13 protein-coding genes are annotated in these 20,991 nt (G+C 66.0%); 10 read left to right on the top strand and 3 right to left on the bottom strand.

The window, feature by feature from the left end; translation table 11 throughout:
- The first annotated feature begins 81 nt into the window (after positions 1-81).
- The 5 genes from ACUXH0_RS20755 (at position 82) to ACUXH0_RS20735 (ending at position 7,368) form a co-directional block, all read left to right on the top strand.
- Positions 82-1,020, top strand: a complete 939-nt coding sequence (locus tag ACUXH0_RS20755; protein WP_004631655.1) for an NAD kinase — start codon at positions 82-84, stop codon at positions 1,018-1,020.
- Between the two features lie 10 nt (positions 1,021-1,030).
- Positions 1,031-2,737 carry a DNA repair protein RecN gene (recN, locus tag ACUXH0_RS20750; RefSeq protein ID WP_012436356.1) on the top strand — a complete coding sequence of 569 codons (1,707 nt, stop codon included), beginning with the start codon at positions 1,031-1,033 and terminating at the stop codon, positions 2,735-2,737.
- Between the two features lie 93 nt (positions 2,738-2,830).
- Positions 2,831-3,289, top strand: coding sequence for a hypothetical protein (locus ACUXH0_RS20745; protein ID WP_012436357.1), 459 nt, complete (start codon positions 2,831-2,833; stop codon positions 3,287-3,289).
- A gap of 264 nt (positions 3,290-3,553) precedes the next feature.
- Entirely contained in the window at positions 3,554-5,197 is a 1,644-nt protein-coding gene (locus ACUXH0_RS20740) for a S8 family peptidase (RefSeq protein ID WP_012436358.1), read from the top strand.
- A 224-nt stretch (positions 5,198-5,421) separates the two neighbouring features.
- Positions 5,422-7,368: a S8 family serine peptidase gene (locus ACUXH0_RS20735; RefSeq protein WP_182594560.1), complete on the top strand. Its 1,947-nt coding sequence runs from the start codon at positions 5,422-5,424 to the stop codon at positions 7,366-7,368.
- Between the two features lie 88 nt (positions 7,369-7,456).
- Here the strand turns inward: ACUXH0_RS20735 and rrtA are convergent, their stop codons facing one another.
- Complete coding sequence (gene rrtA, locus ACUXH0_RS20730; protein ID WP_012436360.1) at positions 7,457-8,071, bottom strand: rhombosortase; 615 nt, start codon at positions 8,069-8,071, stop codon at positions 7,457-7,459.
- Positions 8,068-10,911: a bifunctional [glutamate--ammonia ligase]-adenylyl-L-tyrosine phosphorylase/[glutamate--ammonia-ligase] adenylyltransferase gene (gene glnE / locus ACUXH0_RS20725; RefSeq protein ID WP_012436361.1), complete on the bottom strand. Its 2,844-nt coding sequence runs from the start codon at positions 10,909-10,911 to the stop codon at positions 8,068-8,070. The genes rrtA and glnE overlap by 4 nt, the downstream gene beginning before the upstream one ends.
- 175 nt (positions 10,912-11,086) lie before the next feature.
- Here glnE and ACUXH0_RS20720 point away from each other — a divergent pair, with 175 nt between their 5' ends.
- The 5 genes from ACUXH0_RS20720 to ACUXH0_RS20700 all read left to right on the top strand — a co-directional run bounded on the left by ACUXH0_RS20720 (position 11,087) and on the right by ACUXH0_RS20700 (position 20,274).
- Positions 11,087-15,367, top strand: a complete 4,281-nt coding sequence (locus ACUXH0_RS20720; protein ID WP_012436362.1) for a YhdP family protein — start codon at positions 11,087-11,089, stop codon at positions 15,365-15,367.
- Positions 15,368-15,372: 5 nt separating this feature from the next.
- Positions 15,373-16,242: a carbon-nitrogen hydrolase family protein gene (locus ACUXH0_RS20715; protein ID WP_012436363.1), complete on the top strand. Its 870-nt coding sequence runs from the start codon at positions 15,373-15,375 to the stop codon at positions 16,240-16,242.
- A 29-nt stretch (positions 16,243-16,271) separates the two neighbouring features.
- Positions 16,272-17,735 carry a metalloprotease TldD gene (gene tldD, locus ACUXH0_RS20710; RefSeq protein WP_004631641.1) on the top strand — a complete coding sequence of 488 codons (1,464 nt, stop codon included), beginning with the start codon at positions 16,272-16,274 and terminating at the stop codon, positions 17,733-17,735.
- A gap of 388 nt (positions 17,736-18,123) precedes the next feature.
- Positions 18,124-19,203 carry a 3-deoxy-7-phosphoheptulonate synthase AroG gene (aroG, locus tag ACUXH0_RS20705; RefSeq protein ID WP_004631640.1) on the top strand — a complete coding sequence of 360 codons (1,080 nt, stop codon included), beginning with the start codon at positions 18,124-18,126 and terminating at the stop codon, positions 19,201-19,203.
- Positions 19,204-19,371: 168 nt separating this feature from the next.
- Positions 19,372-20,274 carry a mechanosensitive ion channel family protein gene (locus ACUXH0_RS20700; protein ID WP_004631639.1) on the top strand — a complete coding sequence of 301 codons (903 nt, stop codon included), beginning with the start codon at positions 19,372-19,374 and terminating at the stop codon, positions 20,272-20,274.
- 73 nt (positions 20,275-20,347) lie between these two features.
- Here the strand turns inward: ACUXH0_RS20700 and ACUXH0_RS20695 are convergent, their stop codons facing one another.
- Entirely contained in the window at positions 20,348-20,905 is a 558-nt protein-coding gene (locus ACUXH0_RS20695) for a cob(I)yrinic acid a,c-diamide adenosyltransferase (protein WP_009241457.1), read from the bottom strand.
- Positions 20,906-20,991: the final 86 nt, after the last annotated feature.

Genomic DNA, 20,991 nt, shown 5'->3' with positions numbered 1-20,991 from the left:
CGCCTGCGGGTGATGTCGGCGTTTCTCCACGAAACACGCGCTAACGTGGCGACGGTCATATCGATATGGTGTAATGCGCGCATGTCGACCTCCCCGTCCGCCGTGGCCCCGCAAGCTCCCGCCACCTCGCCTGTCTCGCCTTTCAAGACCGTTGCGCTGGTCGGCCGGTATTCGGCCGCCAACATTGCCGGCCCGCTCATGGAGCTGGCGTCGTGCATCGCCGGGCGGGGGCATGACATTGTGTTCGAGCGCGAAACCGCGCTCAACATCGGCGTCCAGGACTACCCCGCCCTGCCGCCCGAAGAGATGGCGCGCCACGCTGATGTGGCCGTCGTGCTGGGCGGCGACGGCACGCTGCTCGGCATCGGGCGTCACCTGGCTGGCGCCAGCGTCCCCGTGATCGGCGTCAACCACGGGCGGCTCGGCTTCATGACCGACATCCCGTTCGACGACGTGCACACCGTGCTGCCCGACATGTTGTCCGGCCGCTACGAGGCCGAGACCCGCACGTTGCTGCAGGCACAGGTCGTGCGGGATGACGAGGTCATCTTCTCCGCCCTCGCCTTCAACGACGTGGTGGTCAACCGCTCGGGCTTCTCGGGCATGGTCGAGCTGGCCGTGTCGGTCGACGGCTTCTTCATGTACAACCAGCGTTCGGACGGCCTGATCGTTTCCACGCCCACGGGCTCGACGGCGTATGCGCTGTCCGCGGGCGGGCCGATCCTGCATCCGGCGCTCTCGGGTCTGGTGCTGGTGCCCATCGCACCGCACTCGCTGTCGAACCGGCCGATCGTCATTCCGCAAGACGCCGAGGTGGTCATCCAGGTCACCAGCGGGCGCGATGCCAGCGTCAACTTCGACATGCAGTCGCTCACGTCCTTGCTGCCCGGCGACCGCATCGTGGTGCGCCGCTCGGAGCGCACGGTGCAGCTGCTGCACCCCATCGGCTACAACTACTACGCCACGCTGCGCAAGAAGCTGCACTGGCACGAGTACCCGACTGAAGACAACCGGCTCTAACACCCTTTCCATGCTGCGCAGCCTCACCATCCGCGATTTCGTCATCGTTCACGCGCTGGATCTCGATCTGGCCGACGGCTTTACCGTGTTCACGGGCGAGACGGGCGCGGGCAAATCCATCCTGATCGACGCACTCGCACTCACGCTGGGCGAGCGCGCCGATGCGGCCGTCGTGCGCGAAGGCGCGCCGCGTGCCGACATCACCGCCGAGTTCGACGTGCATCCGCATGTGGCCGCATGGCTGGAGGCGCACGAACTGCACGACGACGAGGGCGTGATCCTGCTGCGCCGCACGGTCGATGCCGCCGGCCGCAGCAAAGCCTTCATCAACGGCGCGGCAGTCACGCTGGCGCAGTTGCGCGAAGTAGGCGAGCAACTGGTCGACATCCACGGCCAGCATGCCCATCAACTGCTGCTCAAGACGGATGCGCAGCGCAGCCTGCTCGACGCCCACGCAGGCCTGGAAGGTGCCGTGCGCGTCGTCAGCGAGCACTTCCGCGAATGGCACGCCGTGGTGCGCGCACGCGAAGCCGCCGAGCAGCAGTCGCGCGAAGCCCAGCTCGAACGCGAGCGCATCGAATGGCAGGTCAACGAATTGCAGAAGCTCGCCCCCCAACCCGGCGAGTGGGAAGAGGTCCAGGCCGAGCACCACCGTCTGTCACACGCAGCCAGCCTGATCGAAGGCACGCGCGCGGCGCTGGATGGCTTGTCCGAATCGGAAGGTGCGGTGCTCACGCAACTGGGCACGACGCTCCATACGCTGCGTGAACTGGCCGAGATCGATCCGGCGCTTGCCGATGTCCTGGCCGCGCTGGAGCCGGCCGAGGTGCAGATCCAGGAAGCGGTGCATACGCTCGCTCGCTATGCCGATCGCGCGGAACTGGATCCGGACCGCCTGGCCGAAGTCGATGCGCGCATGCAGGCCCTGCACACGATGGCGCGCAAATACCGCGTGGCTCCTGAAACGCTGCCGGCTGAACTGGCGGAGCGCCAGGCGCAACTCGCTGCGCTGCAAGCCGCGTCCGATCTGGATGCGCTGCAGGCGCAGGAAGCGCAAACCCACGCCGCCTATATGAGGGTGGCGCAATCGCTGTCGCGCGACCGAGCCAAGGCAGCACGCGAGTTGGCCGACGCCGTGACCGGCGCCATGCAAGGGCTCTCGATGGCCGGCGGGCGCTTCGACATCACACTGCACGCGTTGGAACATGGCGGCGCAGCGGGGCTGGAACAAGTCGAATTTCTCGTCGCTGGGCATGCGGGCGTGTCGCCGCGGCCGTTGGCGAAGGTCGCCTCGGGCGGCGAACTGGCGCGGATCAGCCTGGCCATCTCGGTGATTGCCAGCGAAGCGAGCCCGACCCCCACGCTGATCTTCGACGAAGTGGATTCCGGCATCGGCGGAGCAGTCGCGGAAGTCGTGGGCCGACGCCTGCGCGAACTCGGCATGCGCCGCCAGGTGCTGTGCGTCACGCACCTGCCCCAGGTGGCGGCGCTCGCCAATCACCACATTCAGGTCGCCAAGCAGACGGTGGCCGGCAGCACGCGCTCTGACCTCGTGGTCCTGGACGCCACGGGCCGCGTGGACGAGATCGCCCGCATGCTGGGCGGGGCGTCGCTCACCGACACCACGCGCCGCCATGCAGACGAGATGCTCGCCGCAGGCCGTGCACAATCGGCGCCAGAATCCTCGGCGCGGAAATCCCGCCGCGTGGCGCAGTGATCGCCTATACCGGAACCATTTCTGCCACTGCTGGCGCGAAGGTTCCGGCTGCACCCGCCACAGACACCCACCATCGAATCCAAGGAGAACTTCATGGCCCACATGGCCCAATCATCGGCTGCCCGCCCTCGATTCCTGCTGTCGTCCGCCAAGCCTGCGGTGGCGGTGGCTCTCGGCCTGTGCCTGCTGGCCGCGTGCAAGTCCGTGCCGGCCATTGATCCGGGCAAGCCGCCTGCCATGGACCCCGCCTCGGCCAACACCCAGCCGCCGGCTTCCGTGTCGGCTGCGCACAGTCTGGGCGACGTCATCATCGGCCTGAGCACGCCGACCACGTCGTCTGCCACCGTGCAAGGCCTGCTGGATGCTGCCGGCGCACGCGCAACGCCACGGCTGGCGTTTGCCGTGGTACGGCCGATGTCGGGCGGGTTCTGGGTGGTGCGCGCCAGTTCGGGCGATGCATCGGCCACGTTGGATGGCGCGGTGGCAGCGTTGCGCAGCACGCCCGGCATCGCTTCGGCCGACCCGGACCGCGTCGTGAAGATCCAACGCTGAACCGCCGCAAGATCGCTCCACACTGTGAATCATCGGGCGCCGTCTGGCGTCCGGTTTCCAGCTTCACATCCCCTCACCCGGCCCGTATTCTGCTTCGGTTGCGGCGCACAGACCGGCTCTTTTCCGCTCGCAAACGTGATCGGCCATCGCCACCACACCAGGTGGGCGAGTCGCGTGCTACCTTTGGTTTTGTGTAACGGTGTGTCAACGATCACATCGTGACGACGTTTCTCATGACAACGAGACACCACGGAGCACGTGCTGATGACCCCCTCCCTCTTCCGGTTGAAGTCTTGGCTCCGCGCAGGCGCCAGCCTTGCCTGTGTTGCCTGGGTGGCGAGCAGCCAATTCGCCACAGCTGCCACACCGCAGCCGCAATACACCGGTGACCTGATCATCAAATGGCGCGACGACACGAGCGGCACGCGCAAGACGCTCTCGGCCAGCGAGGCGAGCAACCGCTTGCTGTCGGTCGCGCAGGCCGCGGGTAGCACGCTGCAGGTCAAGCGCACGCTGGCCACCAACGCGCAACTCATGCGCACCGGCCTGACCGACGCCGCGAGCATCCAGGCCACCGTCGACAAGATCGCGCAGGACGCCCGCGTGGCCTATGTGGTGCCCGATCGCATCCTGCGGCCCAACACCGTTCCGAACGATCCGCTGTTCGCCACGCAGAACAACCTGGCCGCGCCGGCGCTGGTGCCGGGCGGCATCAACGCGGCCGCGGCATGGAGCATCACGCAGGGCTCGACGGGCATCGTGGTGGCGGTGGTCGATACCGGCTACACCGATCACCCCGATCTGTCCCCCAAGATCCTGCCGGGCTACAACTTCATCTCGGACCCGGCGCGCGCGGGTAACTCCTTTGGCCGAGGAACGGACGCGCACGACCTAGGCGACATCGTTACGTCAGCTGACGTTCCCAAGATTTCCGGCTGCACGACCAATGACATTAGCAATCCGCCTGCAAGTAGCTGGCACGGCACCGAGGTCAGCAGCGTGCTCGCCGCCCAGACAAACAATGCGCTCGATATCGCGGGGGTCGGCTGGAACACGCCGATCGTGCCGGTACGCGTGTCGGGCAAGTGCGGTGCGCTGCTGTCGGACACGGTCGACGGCATGTTGTGGGCGGGCGGCATCAACGTGTCTGGCGTGCCGGCCAACGCCAACCCGGCGCGTGTTGTGAACGTGAGCCTGGGCAGCGTTGGCCAATGTTCGGCCGCAGAACAAGACGCAGTGAATCAGTTGGCCGCACGCGGCACCATCGTCGTAGCTGCTGCCGGCAACGAAGCCGCGCAGACCGTTGACGCACCGGCCAATTGCTCAGGAGCGATCGCCGTCACCGCGCACGTCGACAGCGGCGAGAACGCCAGCTACGCGAACGTGGGGCCGCAGGTGGCGCTGTCCGCGCCGGGGGGTGGCTGCGGCAACTCGAAGGTCGTAACAACGACAAATCCCGCGACTTGTGCGGAGCCCGTTTCCGTCATCCAGGCCGACTCCAACGATGGCACACAAAGCGTCGGCAACCCCACGGTCAAGTCGGTGGCAGGTACAAGTTTCTCGACACCGGAAACCGCCGGCACTATCGCGCTGATGCTTAGCGTGCAACCCCAGTTGTCGAACGCGCAGATATTGGCTGGCCTGAAGCAGACCGCGCGGCCGCACCCGAGCGGCACGTTTTGCGCCGTAAACACCGGCATCTGCGGCGCAGGCCTGCTGGATACCGCCGGTGCCGTCGGCTATGCCCAGAACACGGCCCCGGCTGGCGCGGGCAGTGGCACGACGGGGTCGGGGGGATCGACCGGGGGTACTAGCAGCGGTGGCGGTGGTGCCATTCCGCTGGCCGGTGCCGCCCTGCTGCTGGCGGCTGGCATGGCCGGTGGTCGCCGTCGCCTAAAGGCGCCTTAAGACGCATTCAGCGCCCGCGCCTCCAAAAAGGCGCCTCCGCTTTTCGCGTGTAACGCCGCGCGGGACGCGGCTCTTGGCCGGTTACGTTGATTGGTTGGACCGCACGTGCGATTTCAAATAGATATAAAAATTACTAAACAACGCAGTTAGCCTGTTTAAGGTGGGAAACGCGCAATTCTTGTGATAATTGCGCCTCCGTTTCCTACAACAACAGGGTTAACTACATGAAGTCGATTGCCCAGGGGGGTATCGTCCGCGCGCTGGTCGCGCTCGGACTGGTTTCGTATCAAGCTGCGCCGGCGCTGGCCGGCGGCGATACAGCAAACGCAGGCGCCCAAACACAGTGGGTGTCGCAGTTGATCGTCAAGGAAAAGAGCGGCGCCAATGGCGCTCTCCAATTGCAATCCGCAGAACCAGACGGGCGCATCATGCGAGTCGACGTTGCGACGGTGCAACGCTGGTCTGCCGCCGCACAGCTGCCCGTGACGTACAAGCGCGCCATGTCGGGCGGCGCCCATGTGGTGACGCTGCCTAGCACCATGACGCTGGATGACGCCCAAGCCGTGGCGCAGCGCATGGCCGCGACCGGCCAGTTCGAATATGTTGCGCCTGACCGCATCCTGCGCCCGGCATTCACACCATCGGCTGCATGGTTCAGTTCCCAATGGAACCTGATGGCCACGAACGCAACGATCACCACCATCCCGAATTCCAGTGGCCCGTTGCAGCCGGCCAGCGGAACCGCTGTGGGCGGAGCCAACCTGACGACCGCGTGGGACACGACCACCGGGTCGAATACGGTCAATGTCGCAATCGTCGACACCGGCATCCTCAGCCATGCCGACCTTACGGGCGCCAAGATAAACCCGGGTTCCAACTTCATCACCAATACGTTCAGAAACAACTCGGGCGACAGCATCGGGACGGACCCGGGCGACGCGATCACCGCTACGGACATCACCAACAACCCGACGGTTTGTAACGGTGCGACGCCCTCCAATAGTTCGTGGCACGGCACCTTTGTGACAGGTCTGGTCGCTGCGCAGCACAGCGGGACTCGTGTCGCAGGCATTGCCCCGGGCGTTGGTGTCCAGATGGCACGCGCCCTCGGCCGTTGCGGGGGCGCCGAGTCGGACATCATCGATGCGGTTACATGGGCAAGCGGCGGTGTCGTAGGCCGCATCTCCCCCAGCGTCAACCCGACACCCGCAAAGGTCATCAACATGAGCCTGGGCGGCACCGGAAGTTGTGACCTGCCCATGCAAACCGCCATCACCAACGCGCGCAATCGCGGCGCGGTGATCGTGGTCGCTACCGGCAACGAGAGCGCATCGGCAATCGATTCACCGGCCAACTGCACGGGAACCATCGCCGTCACGGCCCATACGCTGGAGGGCGACAAGGCGACCTACGCCAACGTGGGGACGGGTACCACGCTGAGCGCTCCTGGCGGCGGCAATGGTGCCGTGGTCAACGGTTTGGGGGCTCTGATCGCGTCGCTCTCGAACACTGGCACCACCAGTGCCGGTTCCCCCGGCTACTCGGGCGAAGCCGGTACTTCCATGGCTACGCCACACGTGGCAGGCGTTGCTGCCCTGATGCTGTCGGTCAACAGTGCCCTGACACCAGATCAAATTGCCACCGTCCTTAAACAGTCGGCTCGGCCATTCCCGGCGGGCACATACTGCGCAACGCATGCGGGTGTCTGCGGCGCGGGCATGCTCGATGCCGGTGCCGCCGTTGCGCTGGCGAAAGGCAATCCGAGTGTGCATGCATCGACGTCGGCAAGCGCAGTGGTCGCAAACAACGCGGTCACGCTCACAGCGACCGGCAGTGCAGGCCTCGTCAACACCATCACGAGCGTGCAGTGGGCGCAGACTTCTGGGCCATCCGTCAGCCTTACCACAGCCGGCCCCGATAGCAACGGCAATTACACCGCCACATTCACGCCGTCCGCGGCGGGCACCTACGCCTTCAACGTCACGTTGACGAGCAACACCGGCGCGACCGCCACGGATACCGCGAACGTGACAGTCACTGCAGCAGCCAGCGCCAACACCCCGCCTGCTGCGACCTCCCGCGGCGGCGGTGGCGGTGGCGCCATCGGTCTGGCCGGCGCAGCATTGCTGCTGGCCGCCGGTTTGGCCGGTCGTCGGCGTCGCGCTAAGTAAGCCTATTTGTACTTTCGGCCCGCGTCTTCATTGGACGCGGGCATTTTTCCCCCTCCTGCTTTAACCCCTCCGGCGTTCCGCTGCTCACCTATGCAGCCGATTGTCTGCGAAGACCCCACTCCCCCAGCACCCACACCAGCAATCCGCTCACCGCACCAAACGCATGAGCGATGCGCACCACGCCAAACCCCCAGTGCGGGTCATAGGCGACGGGCGACAGCCACGATTGCTCGAGCCACACTTTCACCAGCACGCCCACACACAGCGCCACGCCAATCCAGCGCGAGAAGCGATCTTCGGCCCCGTCGGCGGACGGTTTCAGCAGCCGCAGCCCGCCCCATGCCGCCAGACCATGCAGCGCGCCAGAGAGCCCGCCGTACCACTGCACCGTCGGCCGAGTGAGCAAAGCGATCTGTACGAGCACGCCGCACACCACCAGCGCTCCAACGATGGCTTGCGGCCGCAACACGCGCGCCAGCAGCAGGATGAGCCCCACCGCGGCCATTGCATCCGCCAACCAATGCCACGTATCCAGATGCACCCACATGGCGGTCACGATGCGCCACCACTGCCCCGCGCGCACAGCCTCGCGTTGATACAGCCCGAACGCGTACAGCCACGGCACGAACGAGAACGCCGCCGACAGCGCAGCCACAACGGCGCACGCGCCCCATGTGTGCAGCGCGTGCCGATGCGCCGTCATTGCGCGGGCCCGAACACCTGCTCCCACAATGCACGCACGTGGCCGGCTTCGCGCGCGCAGGTGCCGACGGGTACGCGCGCGGCGGACTGCCCGTCAAGCCGCAACTTGTGCTGGCGTGCGCGGAAATCACGGTAGGCATCGGCCACCTGCGCGGCCGCCGTCGCGTCAATCAACCCGAGTTCGCCAGCCATGCGTAGCAGCGCGATATTTCCCTTGTTGAGGGTCAGCTCGGCATGCGCCGCGCTGTGCAACAGCACCAGGAATTGCACGGTGAACTCAATATCGACCATGCCCCCGCGATCGTGCTTGAGATCAAACAGCCCGGTCGGGTTCGCATGGCCTTCCGCCACGCGTTCGCGCATGGCCACGATCTCGTCGCGCAGCGGCCCGGGATCGCGCTCCTGGCGCAACACGGCGGTACGGAGCGCCTCAAAACGCTCGCCGATTTCCGCATCGCCCGCGCAGAAGCGTGCACGCGTGAGCGCCTGGTGTTCCCACACCCACGCAGCGTTGTCGCCCTCGCGCATCTGATAGCGGCGGAAGGCTTCGAAGTGCGTGACCATCAAACCCGCCGCACCGTTCGGTCGCAAGCGCGTATCGACGTCGAACAGCGTGCCCGCGGCGGTATGGCTGGTCAGCCACGTGATGAGCTTGCGCGCGAATGACGCGTAGACATCGGGTGCGCGTTCGTCATCGTCGTCATACAGGAAGATGATGTCGAGGTCTGACGCATAGCCGAGTTCCTTGCCGCCCAGCCGCCCGTAGGCAACCACGGCAAAACGTGGCACCTCCCGATGGCGGGTGGCGACCTGCTGCCAGACGGTTTCAAGCGTGAGGTCCAGCACGGCGTCGGCCAGATCGGAGAGCCGGTCGCTGATGTGCTCGACACTCAGCATGCCCTGCAGGTCCTGTAGCAGCACGCGGAAAGTTTCTGCATGGTGCTCCTGGCGCAGGATGTCCATCTGCATCTCGACGTGGTCGGACGCTGCCTGCAGGCGCTCTCGCACGCGCGCCCTGAACGCTGGCCAGTCGGGCTCGGCCGACAGCGCTTCCACATCGAGCAGCTCATCGAGCAGTTGCGGATGGCGTGTGAGGTAGTCCGCCGCCCAGCGCGATGCATGGAGCGTGTGGGCCACGCGCTCCATGGCCTGCGGGTATTCGCTCAGCAGCGACAGGTACGACGAACGCCGGCTGATCGCATCAAAGAAATCGAGAAAGCGCGCGATGGTGACATCGGCATCGGTCTGCCGCGATGCCTGATCAAGCGCACGGTTGATCAGCAAGTCGAAACGCTGCCGGCTGACTTCGGACAACGCCCGATAACGCGGCGAATTGCGCGTTGCACGCAGCCGCTCCAGCACGCTCTCCGGATTTGCATAGCCGAGTTCGGCGAGTTGTACGCGGGCGGTTTCGGTGTGCTCGTCGTCGAGCAGGTCTGCGTGCCAGACCGCGGCGCACGGCGGCTGGCTGTCCTGCTTGTCGGAGAAGGTCTGCTCGAAATGCTGTGCAACTTCGTCCTGATACGTCTCAAGCGTGGTGACCAGCGCCGCATAGTCGTCAAAGCCCATCATGTGCGCCACGCGCAGTTGGTCTTCCGGCGAGCCCGGCAGGTTGTGCGTCTGCGCGTCTTCGATGTACTGCAGGCGATGTTCAAGCTGGCGCAGGAAGCGGTACGCCTCGGTCAGGCGCTCCACCGCTTCGGGCTCGATCAGGCCGCGCTCCGCCGCCACCCGCAGCACCTCCAGCGTGGGCCGCACGCGCAGCCCGAAATCCTGCCCGCCGCGAATGAGCTGAAACACCTGCGCGACAAATTCGATCTCGCGGATGCCGCCGCGCCCGAGCTTGATGTTGGGCGAGCGCGCCTGCAGGTGGCCCGTGTCATCGCGCTGCTGGTTGGCACCGTTGCTGCGCTTGGCTGCCTCGTTGCGGATCTGCGCATGCAGCGCGCGAATGGCGGAGATCACGCCGTAATCGAGATAGCGCCGGAACACAAACGGGCCCGTCACGCGATCCAGCTGCTGGATCACGCGGGCGGCATGCGGGCTGGTCGGGTCGGTGATCACGCGGCCCTTGATCCAGGCGTAGCGCTCCCATTCGCGGCCCTGCACAACGAAATACTCCTCCAACATGCCGAGGCTGCACGCGAGCGGCCCCGCATCGCCGTTCGGACGCAGGCGCATGTCGACGCGGAAGACGTAGCCATCCTCTGTCACATCGGCCAGCGCGTTGATCAGCCGCCGGCCAAGCTTCGTGAAATATTCATGATTGGAGAGGGGGCGCGCACCACCCTGGGTGTCGCCGTCGTCGTCGTAGAGAAAGATCAGGTCAATGTCGGACGAGACGTTTAGTTCCCGCCCACCCAGCTTGCCCATGCCGACCACCACCAGTTCCTGCACCTCGCCGGAGGATTGCCCGATCGGCTGGCCGTGCAGGGCGCTCAGTTCCTGGCCGATCACGGAAACGGCCGTGCGCACGGCAAACTCGGCCAGGTCGGTCATCGTGCCCGTCACCTCATCGAGCGTCGCGGCGCCGGACAGATCGCGCTCAACCAGTGCACCGAAGACTTCATTGCGCAGCAGCCGCAAGGCGCGCTTGAGCGCGGCCTCGACTTCCACAGCCTTCGTGTCGAACAGTTCGGCAAAGCGCGCCGACAGCCAGGCCACGTCAATCGGACGGCCTGCGCCGGCCTGCACGCGCTCGGCCCAGCCCGGGCGTGCTTGCGCCTGACGCTGGAGGTAGCGCGAATACGTAAGCGCAAAAGGCAGCGCAGCAGCGGGGGCTTCCGGGGCACGGGCTGGAGCTTGCAGAAATGGCTGGGCGGACAAGGCGGAATCAGTCATGCGGACCCATCGAGCATTGGCGGAAACGTCCATTCTCGCTGAAATGCGCGCCGATATACGCAGGGCCATCCGTGATCACGAACGTCCACGGGCATTGAGCGTGCTTGCCGCTGAGCAGGCGCAACGCCCAACCCCAAATGTGGCGCCGCCTGCTGAATATCGGATAATCCGCATCATGCCTCGCCCGTCCCAGCCCCCAGAATCGCCGAAGTCCGATGGTGGACACGCCAGCACCCTGTCCACACGCGGGGGGGGCCGGCCCACGGCCTGGGCATGGCTGGTACGGCTTGCCCGCCGGGTCGGCGCGGGCATCGGGGCTGCTTTTCGCGCCCCGATCTGGCGCAAGCTGTGGCGGGTGCTCTGGAAGACGGCCGCCGCGCTGGCCGTCTTGGCCGTCGTCGGCATGCTGGCGGTGCGCTTCATCCTGTGGCCGCGCGCGAGCGTGGCACGCGAATGGATGCAGCGCGAGGCGTCCAGCGCACTGCACGCCACGGTGGACATCGGCTCGCTTGAGACCTACTGGGAGGGCTGGCACCCGGCATTCCGCGCCCAGCGCATCGACGCGCACGACACCGCGGGCCGCCGCACCTTCGCGATACAGGACGTGCAGGCGCGGCTGTCCTGGCGCTCGTTGCTGCGCATGCAGATCACCTTTGCCGCCCTGCACGCCAGCCAGGCCGACGTGCTGGTACGGCGCGATACGCAGGGCGCCCTGCTCGTCGCCGGCATGCCGCTCGGCCCCGACACCGGCGGCGACAGCAATTTCCTTGATCAGTTGCTCTCCCAGGGCGACATCGATTTCCAGCAAGGCGCCGTCCGCTGGCTTGACGAACAGCAGAAGCTGCCTGAAGTGGCGCTGGGCAATGTGCGGGTGCAGCTACACAGCGGCCCGACGCGCCACCGGCTGGAGGCCAGCGGAACCTCGGCCACGCTGTTCAACGGTCCCATCAAACTGCACGCCGATTTCCGTCACGACCTGCTCGCCCGGCCCGGCGACTGGCGCCACTGGCACGGCCAGGCCTCCTGGCAGGTCGATACGCTGCAGTTGGCTGCCGTGCAGCGCTACGTGCCCGTGCTGGCCGCCGCCAAGAGCGGCACGCTCACCTCCGACGGCTCGGTGGAGTTCGCCGGCGGCGTGTTCACGCGCAGCCAGGCACGCCTGACCGGGCAACAGCTTGATCTCCAGGTCCGCAAGGATCTGGACCCGCTGCAGCTGCGCAGCCTCCAGGCGCTGGCCACGCATCAGCGCAACGCGCGAGGCGAGCACGCCTTGCGCCTCGACACGCTGCTCTGGCAACCGCTGAACCCGCCCGCCCAACCGCCGTCGGTACCCGAACTGGCAGGCCCCGGCATCCAGGCGCCGACCAACCCGGCTGGCACGCCGCGCGGCGTGCGCAATGTCACCGTCGGGTGGGCGCTCGACGCGCGCGATGCGCTGCGCAGCCTGCAGGTCAAGGCCACGACACTGGATTTGGCCGACCTGCGCAACATCGCCACCGCGCTGCCGCTGCCCGCCGGCGTGCTCGAACCACTGCGGACAAAGCAGCCGTCCGGCCGCATCGACGATCTGGACATCAACTGGCAGCGCGATGTCTCCCGCTGGCGGCCAAATACGCCGGCGCCGGTGCACTTCACCGGCCGCGCCACGATGCGCCAGGTCTCGTTCGGCCCCGGTGCGCTGCCCGCGGTACCGCCGGGCCAGCATCCCGAGCCAGCCGTGCCCGGCGTTGAAAACCTCTCCGGCAACGCCGTCTTCTCCGACGACAAGGGCACGCTGCGCATCGAGTCCAACGACACCGCCCTACTGCTGCCTGGCACCTTTGCCGACGCGCGCGTGCCGCTGGACCGGCTACAGGGCACGTTCAACTGGACATATCGCAAGCAGGAACTGGTTGTCGCCAGCGACAACCTCGCGTTCTCCAACGACGACCTGTCAGCGCGTATCACGGGCAGCTATCGCCACGCGCCAGACACCAGCCATCTCGGCACCATCGACCTGAAAGGCACGCTCGACCGTGCCAACGTTCCGCGTGTGCCGCGCTACCTGCCGCTGTCGATCGGACAGCATCTGCGCGACTACCTGGGCGGTGCGCTGCAAGCCGGCACGGCGAATAACGTCGGGTTCGCACTGGCAGGTGATCTGCACGACTTTCCGTTCCGTCCGCCGCACAAAGGTGTCTTCCGCGTGGAAGTGCCGATCCAGGACGTAACTTACCAATCAGCGCCGGCCGAAGCCGGGCACAACCTGCCGGGCCGCGTGCCCACGCACCCGGGCGACTGGCCGGCGTTCACCAACATCGACGGGACAGTGATCTTCGATCGCGCGTCCCTGGCCTTCAAGGTTGCGCGCGCCAAGGTGATGGGTGTGAACTTGCAGGACGTGAATGGCAGGCTGCCCGACATGGGCGACCACAACCCGCTACTCACCATCGAGGGCCGCGGCGACGGCGCCACGCAAAACTTCCTGCAATACGTTGAGGCCAGCCCCATCGGCCAGTGGATCGGCCACTTCACCAAGGACGCGCGCGCCCAGGGCAACGCCACGCTGGCGCTCAAGCTGGACCTGCCGCTGCACGAGATGCATTCGACGCGCGCCCAGGGCAGCGTCACGTTCCTGCGCAATGACGTCACGCTGGTTCCGCAGGCGCCGCCGCTCACCGATGTCAACGGCGCGCTGACCTTCACGCAAAAAGGCATCGGTTTCGACAACCTGCGCGCGCGCTTTGCCGGCGGCGAAATCCGCCCCACGGGTGGCACCGCGCCCGATGGCACGATCCGCATCCAGGTGGCGGGCACCGCATCGGCACAAGGGCTGCGTGAGACGACGCCGGAAAACAGCCCGGTGGCCGCCGTTGCACGCTCGCTGGAGGGCAGCGCGCCTTACAGCGCGACCATCAGCGTCAAGCAGCATCGCCCGCTCATCCAGGTGCAGTCCGACCTCACGCCGATGACGGTGCGTCTGCCGGCGCCGCTCAACAAGGCCGCCGGGCAGCCGTTGCCGGTGCGTTTCGAGATGCAGCCGCTGGCTTCCAACAACGCCATCGACGAAATCGTTTTGCAGGTCGGCAATATCGTCAGTGCGCGCTACGAGCAACGCAGCACGGGCAACGGCGTCGAGGTGCTGCGAGGCGGGATCGGCGTGCGGCAACCGGTGCCGCAACCGCAGGAGGGCGTGCAGGCCAACCTGGCGCTGGATCAACTGGACATCGACGCCTGGCGCCATGTCTTTGCCGCACCCGCCGCAGACAAGAGCGCCGGCCAGATTGCCGCCGAACATGCCACCAATGCTCCAAACGCCTCCGACAGCCACAGCGCGTATCTGCCCAGCCACCTGAGCGCCCGCGCGCAAACGCTGCGCATCCTGGGCCGCGACTTCAACGCCGTGCGCATCGATGCGACGCGCGACGGCCCCAACTGGCAATCGACCATCGATTCGCGCGAGATTGCAGGCAGCGCGCGCTGGCACGCCGAAAGCGCCGCCGTGCCCTTCGGCGAGCTGACGATGCGCCTGTCGCGCATGAGCATCCCAGACGCCAAGGAAGAGACGGCGCTCACCGAATCGCTGGCCAGCAGCTCGCAGGAAATTCCATCGCTCGACCTCGTCGCCGACAAATTCGACCTACGCGGCAAGGCGCTCGGCAAGCTGGAGATCAAGGCGCGCAGCCAGATCACCGACGGTGCGCCGGTGTGGACGCTCGAAACGCTGAAGATCGAGCAGCCTGCTGCCACGCTCACGGCCCACGGTACGTGGCGCATCCCGCGACGCCTGCGCGGCGGCGGTGATGATCCCGAGCGCCGGACGTTGCTCGACTTCAACCTGGATCTGCGCGACACCGGCGAGCTGCTGCAAAAAATGGGCTTCGCCAAGGTGATCGACGGTGCCAAGGGCAAGCTCGAAGGCCGCGTGGTCTGGCGCGGCTCGCCCATGTCGATCGACTACCCGACGCTCAACGGCCGCATGGCGCTGAACCTGGAGCGCGGCCAGTTCCTCCCGGTCGATCCGGGCCTGGCCAAGCTGGCGGGCGTGCTGAGCCTGCAGGGGCTGCTGCATTTCGCGACCGACCTGCGCAGCGCCACCGGGCGCGGCACGCCGTTCGAGAGCGTGGCAGCCACCGGCACCATCGCCAGCGGCATCGCCCACACTGAAGATTTTGCCGTCAAGGGCCCGCAATTCCAGGTGGCCATGCAGGGCTCGGCCAACATCCTGGATGAAACGCAGGACCTGCGCGTCAAGGTCACGCCCAAGGTGGACGCCACGTCGGCCTCGCTGGCGGCGGCGTTCATCAATCCGGCCATCGGGCTGGGCACGCTGGCCGCGCAGTTGGTCCTGGGCGACCAGTTGTCGAAGGCATTCGTCACGCAATACCACGTGACCGGTAGCTGGGCCGATCCGAAGATCGAGAAAGTCGCATCCAACGGTAATTCCGGCAGCCAATCGCAAACCTCGGCAAAATAGGGCCCATGACTTCGACCACCGTTGCTCCGGCCTCCGCCGCTTCCGGCATGGATGCGCCTTTCGAGGCACCTTTTCGTGTCGCCGCCATCCAGACGGTGACGGCCATCGATGTGGACGCCAACCTGGCGCGCGCAGATGCGCTGCTCGCCGAGGCCGCCGCGCAGGGCGCGCAACTCGCGCTGCTGCCCGAGTACTTCTGCATGATGGGCCGCAAGGACACCGACAAGGTCGCCATCCGCGAAGGCGACGAGGATGGCCCGATCCAGAGCTTCCTCGCCGATGCCGCGCGACGCCACAGGCTGTGGCTCGTCGGCGGCACCTTGCCCATGTGGTGCGAAGACGCACAGCGCGTGCGCAATACGTCTCTCACATTCAACCCGGCCGGATTGCGCGTCGCGCGCTACGACAAGATCCACCTGTTCAACTTCGTGCGCGGTGAAGAACGCTACGACGAAGCCCGCACCATCGAGCCCGGCGCCACGCCGGTCGCCTTCGATGCGCCGTGCGGCCGCGTGGGCATGTCGGTGTGCTACGACCTGCGCTTTCCCGAGCTGTACCGGGCGCTGGCGTCGCAGGGCAACCTGAACTTGATTCTGATGCCGGCGGCCTTCACCTACGTGACGGGCGCCGCGCACTGGGAAATCCTGCTGCGCGCCCGCGCCATCGAGAACCAGTGTTATGTGCTGGCCGCCGCTCAGGGCGGGCGCCATGAAAACGGCCGCCGCACGTGGGGGCATTCCATGTTGATCGACCCGTGGGGGGAAATCATCGCCTCCGTTCCTGAGGGCGAAGGGGTTGCCATCGGCGACATGGACCCCGCCCGCATCGCCCAAGTGCGCCGGGATCTGCCGGCGCTCAAGCACCGCGTGATGTAAGCCAATCGAATTTTTTGCGAGAACCGACCATGAACGCAGGCGACATCGCCATCCAGAATCTGTCCATCGCGCGCCGCGTGCTGCTCGATCCGTACGGCCTTGATGAAGCGCATCTGCAGCGCGCGCTGGCCGACATCTTCACGCACCGCGTGAACTATGCCGATCTGTACTTCCAGTACACCCGCAACGAGGCATGGAGCCTGGAAGAAGGCATCGTCAAATCCGGCAGCTTCAGCATCGACCAGGGTGTGGGCGTACGCGCCGTCTCGGGCGACCGCACCGCGTTTGCGTATTCCGACGACATCAGCCTGCCCGCGCTGATGCAGGCTGCCGGTGCCACGCGCACCATCGGCAAAGCTGGCGCCGGCCGCGTGAAGGTGGCGGGCAGCCTTGCCAGCACCCCGGGCAGCCACTCGCTCTATGCACCGAACGACCCGCTCGATTCGATGACGGCCTCCGAAAAGGTTGCCCTGCTCGAGCGGATCGAAAAGCTCGCCCGCGCCAAAGACCCGCGCGTGGTGCAGGTGATGGCCGGCCTGGCCGGTGAATACGACGTGATGCTCGTTGCGCGCAGCGACGGCGTGATCGCCGCGGATGTGCGCCCGCTGGTGCGCATTTCCGTCACCGTCATCGCCGAGCAGAACGGGCGCCGTGAAATGGGTAGCTCCGGCGGCGGCGGCCGCTATGCCTATGGCTACTTCACCGACGAACTGCTGCGCGAATACGTGGACGAGGCGGTCTCTTCCGCGCTCGTCAACCTGGAAGCCAAGCCGGCACCGGCCGGCACGATGACGGTGGTGCTCGGCCCGGGCTGGCCCGGCGTGCTGCTGCACGAGGCCATCGGCCACGGGCTCGAAGGCGACTTCAACCGCAAGGGCTCGTCGGCGTTTTCCGGCCGCATGGGCGAACGCGTGGCGGCCAAGGGCGTCACCGTGGTCGACGACGGCACGCTGGCCAACCGCCGCGGCTCCCTGAACCTCGATGACGAAGGCAACCCCACGCAGTGCAACACGCTCATCGAAGACGGCATCCTCACCGGCTACATGCAGGACACGCTCAACGCGCGCCTGATGAAGATGCCCGTGACCGGCAACGCGCGCCGCGAGAGCTACGCCGCCCTGCCGATGCCGCGCATGACCAACACCTACATGCTGGGCGGCGACAAGGATCCGCAAGAGATCATCGCGAGCGTCAAGAAGGGCCTGTATGCTGTCAACTTTGGCGGCGGCCAGGTCGACATCACCAACGGCAAGTTCGTGTTCTCGGCCAGCGAGGCCTACATGATCGAGGACGGCAAGATCACCGCTCCGGTCAAGGGCGCGACGCTGGTCGGCAGCGGCCCGGAATCGCTCAAGCACGTGACCATGATCGGCAACGACATGCGCCTCGATTCGGGTATCGGCGTGTGCGGCAAGGAAGGCCAGAGCGTGCCGGTGGGCGTCGGTCAGCCGACGCTGCGCATGGAGAACATGACGGTGGGCGGCACGGCTTAATCGCCCTGAAACCGTCGTCTTGACGCCGCAGGCCCGGAAAATCCGCGCTTGCGGCCCTCAAAAAAAGGGTTTATAAAGACGGTTCGATTGGTGCGGCGCAGTAGTTCCAAGTCACCCACGCGCCACAATTTTTCCTGCATTGCCTGGTTTTCCTCTCATGTCCTTCGCCAAGTTTTTTTACTTTTACTTTTGGCATCTCGCACCGCTGGCGGAAGGAGAGGGGCGCTTGCAGCAAAAATAAAGCACCCAGCAGATACCGAAAACCGCCAGCGACCCTGGCGGTTTTTTTTCGCCCAGTCACCTGCCCCACCCCGGCACCGACGCGAAACATGATCCGAACACAGTAGACGTTTCCAATAGAACTCAAGACACATCCCCGGAGCTTTCCATGCCGAAGAACACCGACGATTTGCGCATTCGCGAACTGAAAGAGCTGACGCCGCCCTCGCATCTGATCCGCGAATTCCCGTGCAGCGACACCGTGTCCGACCTGATCTACCAAAGCCGGAACGCGATGCACCGCATCCTGCATGGCATGGACGACCGCCTGATCGTCATCATCGGCCCCTGCTCCATCCACGACACCAAGGCAGCGATGGACTACGCCCGCCGCCTGGTCGAGCAGCGCGAGCGCTTCAAGAACGAGCTGGAAATCGTGATGCGCGTGTACTTCGAGAAGCCGCGCACAACCGTCGGCTGGAAGGGTCTGATCAACGATCCGCACATGGACGGCAGCTTCAAGATCAACGACGGCCTGCGCACCGCGCGCGAGCTGCTGATGAACATCAACGAACTGGGCCTGCCCGCCGGCACCGAATACCTCGACGTGATCAGCCCGCAGTACATCGCCGATCTGGTGAGCTGGGGCGCCATCGGCGCGCGCACCACCGAAAGCCAGGTGCACCGCGAACTGGCTTCCGGCCTGTCGTGCCCGGTCGGCTTCAAGAACGGCACCGACGGCAACGTGAAGATCGCCGTGGACGCCATCAAGGCCGCATCGCAGCCGCACCACTTCCTGTCGGTCACCAAGGGCGGCCACTCGGCCATCGTGTCGACGGCAGGCAACGAGGATTGCCACATCATCCTGCGCGGCGGCAAGGCGCCCAACTATGACGCGGCCAGCGTGCAGGAAGCCTGCGACGCCATCTCCAAGTCGGGCCTGGCCGCGCGCCTGATGATCGACGCATCGCACGCCAACAGCAGCAAGAAGCACGAGAACCAGATTCCGGTGTGCGAAGACATCGCCCGCCAGATGGCTGCCGGTGACAACCGCATCGTCGGGGTGATGGTGGAATCGCACATCAATGCCGGCCGCCAGGACCACGTGCAAGGCACGCCGGTGTCCGACCTGGCCTACGGCCAGAGCGTGACCGACGCCTGCATCGGCTGGGACGATTCGGTGAAGGTGCTGGAAACGCTGGCCGACGCCGTGCGCAAGCGCCGTCTGGTACCGGGCAGCGGCAACTAAGACGCCCTCAGCGTGATTGGAAAGGACGCCTGCGGGCGTCCTTTTTGTTTGCGCGCGCATCAAAGCTCAGATCTATAACAAATGTGAGCGAAACGTATCAAAGTCACACAAGTGCGTTGTCTTTGACATATCGTAGGTGGGTTTCCCCCTGCTCTTTCGGAGGCACCCATGGCAGACAACCTGGCGGACACCGCCGTCAACACCGCAAGCAAGTACCAGGCAATCGTGGCGCAATACGCCACCGACGTCGGCATGAAGATCCTCGGCGCGATCGTTTTCTGGGTGGTCGGCCGCTGGCTGATCAATCTGGCGGTGCGCATGGTGGAAGGCTCGTTGAGCCGACAGAAGGTCGATCCGACCGTGCTGCGGTATGTCGGCTCCATCATCACCGTCACGCTGAATGTGCTGCTGGTGATCGGCATCCTCGGCTATTTCGGCATCCAGACGACGACGTTCGCGGCGCTGATTGCCGCAGCCGGTGTGGCGATCGGCATGGCATGGTCGGGCCTGCTGTCGAACTTTGCTGCGGGCGCGTTCCTGATCGTGCTGCGGCCGTTCAAGGTGGGCGACTTCGTGACGGCCGGCGGCGTGACGGGCACCATCAAGGAGATCGGCCTGTTTGCCACGACCATCAACACGCCAGACAACGTGGTCAGCATTGTCGGCAACGGCAAGATCTTCGCGGACACGATCCAGAACTACACCTCCAACCCCTTCCGCCGCGTCGAGCTGAAGGCACAACTGGCCGGAAGCGCCGACCACCGCGCCGCCATCGCGCTGCTCAAGGAGAAGGTGGCCGCCATTCCCAACGTGCTGACCGAACCGGCGGTCGATGTTGAAATCCTGGAATTCAACCTGGTCGGGCCGGTGCTGGCCGTGCGCCCGTACACGCACAACGACAACTACTGGCAGGTCTATTTCGACACCAACCGCACCATCAAGGAAGCGCTGGCCGAAGCCGGCTTCCCGGCGCCGACGCCATCGCAGGCGCTGACCATCACCACGCCGGGGCAATTGGCGGGGCTGGCCGCCGTGGCGCAAAGCACGACGACACCAACGAGCGTGAACTAAGTCAGCGCTGCAAGAAAATGGCCCGGCGAGTTGCCGTCACTCGCCGGGCCGTTTTGTTTGGTGCCGACGGTGATTACGCCGGCTTGTGCTCGTCGCGTTTCCAGAGGACGTCCGTGCCGCCATCTGCGCGATTGAGCACGCGCGCCAGCACGAACAGCAGGTCCGACAGTCGATTGACGTATTGGCGCGGCGCCTCGCCAATGGTCTCGGCGCGGCCGAGTGCGACGATGCTGCGCTCGGCACGGCGCGCGACGGTGCGGCAGACATGCGCCTGGGCCGCAGCGCGGCTGCCGCCGGGCAGGATGAATTCGGCCAACCGCGGAAGATCGGCGTTGTAGTCGGCCAGCCATTGGTCGAGCCGCAACACGTGCGCGGTCGTCACCATCGTGTAGCCCGGAATGCAGAGTTCGCCACCCAGATCGAACAGGTCGTGCTGGATGGCGGTGAGCGCCGTGCGCACGCCGTCGGGCAGCGTTTCCGTCAGCAGCACGCCGATGTGCGAGTTCAGCTCGTCGACGTCGCCGATGGCGGCGATGCGCAGGCTGTCCTTGGCCGTGCGGCTACCGTCGCCGAGGCCGGTGGTGCCGTCGTCGCCGGTGCGTGTGGCGATCTTCGATAAGCGGTTGCCCACGGTGCGTCTCCCTGTATCGCGTCAATGTTGGTGGCGCCATTATCGCAAGGGCGGCACGACCCCGGCGTTAGAATGACAGCCCGAGC

This window comes from Ralstonia sp. 110700041-2 (assembly GCF_056280165.1).
The sequence above is the reverse complement of the archived record's forward strand: the minus strand, read 5'-3'. Positions and strand labels throughout refer to the sequence as shown.

Excerpts from the sequence above, each read along its gene's own strand:
- aroG (WP_004631640.1), top strand. The coding sequence starts at position 18,124 with ATGCCGAAGAACACCGACGATTTGCGCATTCGCGAACTGAAAGAGCTG.
- rrtA (WP_012436360.1), bottom strand. The coding sequence starts at position 8,071 with ATGACGGCGCATCGGCACGCGCTGCACACATGGGGCGCGTGCGCCGTT.
- ACUXH0_RS20700 (WP_004631639.1), top strand. The coding sequence starts at position 19,372 with ATGGCAGACAACCTGGCGGACACCGCCGTCAACACCGCAAGCAAGTAC.
- ACUXH0_RS20745 (WP_012436357.1), top strand. The coding sequence starts at position 2,831 with ATGGCCCACATGGCCCAATCATCGGCTGCCCGCCCTCGATTCCTGCTG.
- recN (WP_012436356.1), top strand. The coding sequence starts at position 1,031 with ATGCTGCGCAGCCTCACCATCCGCGATTTCGTCATCGTTCACGCGCTG.
- tldD (WP_004631641.1), top strand. The coding sequence starts at position 16,272 with ATGAACGCAGGCGACATCGCCATCCAGAATCTGTCCATCGCGCGCCGC.
- ACUXH0_RS20755 (WP_004631655.1), top strand. The coding sequence starts at position 82 with ATGTCGACCTCCCCGTCCGCCGTGGCCCCGCAAGCTCCCGCCACCTCG.
- ACUXH0_RS20740 (WP_012436358.1), top strand. The coding sequence starts at position 3,554 with ATGACCCCCTCCCTCTTCCGGTTGAAGTCTTGGCTCCGCGCAGGCGCC.
- ACUXH0_RS20720 (WP_012436362.1), top strand. The coding sequence starts at position 11,087 with ATGCCTCGCCCGTCCCAGCCCCCAGAATCGCCGAAGTCCGATGGTGGA.
- ACUXH0_RS20735 (WP_182594560.1), top strand. The coding sequence starts at position 5,422 with ATGAAGTCGATTGCCCAGGGGGGTATCGTCCGCGCGCTGGTCGCGCTC.
- glnE (WP_012436361.1), bottom strand. The coding sequence starts at position 10,911 with ATGACTGATTCCGCCTTGTCCGCCCAGCCATTTCTGCAAGCTCCAGCC.
- ACUXH0_RS20715 (WP_012436363.1), top strand. The coding sequence starts at position 15,373 with ATGACTTCGACCACCGTTGCTCCGGCCTCCGCCGCTTCCGGCATGGAT.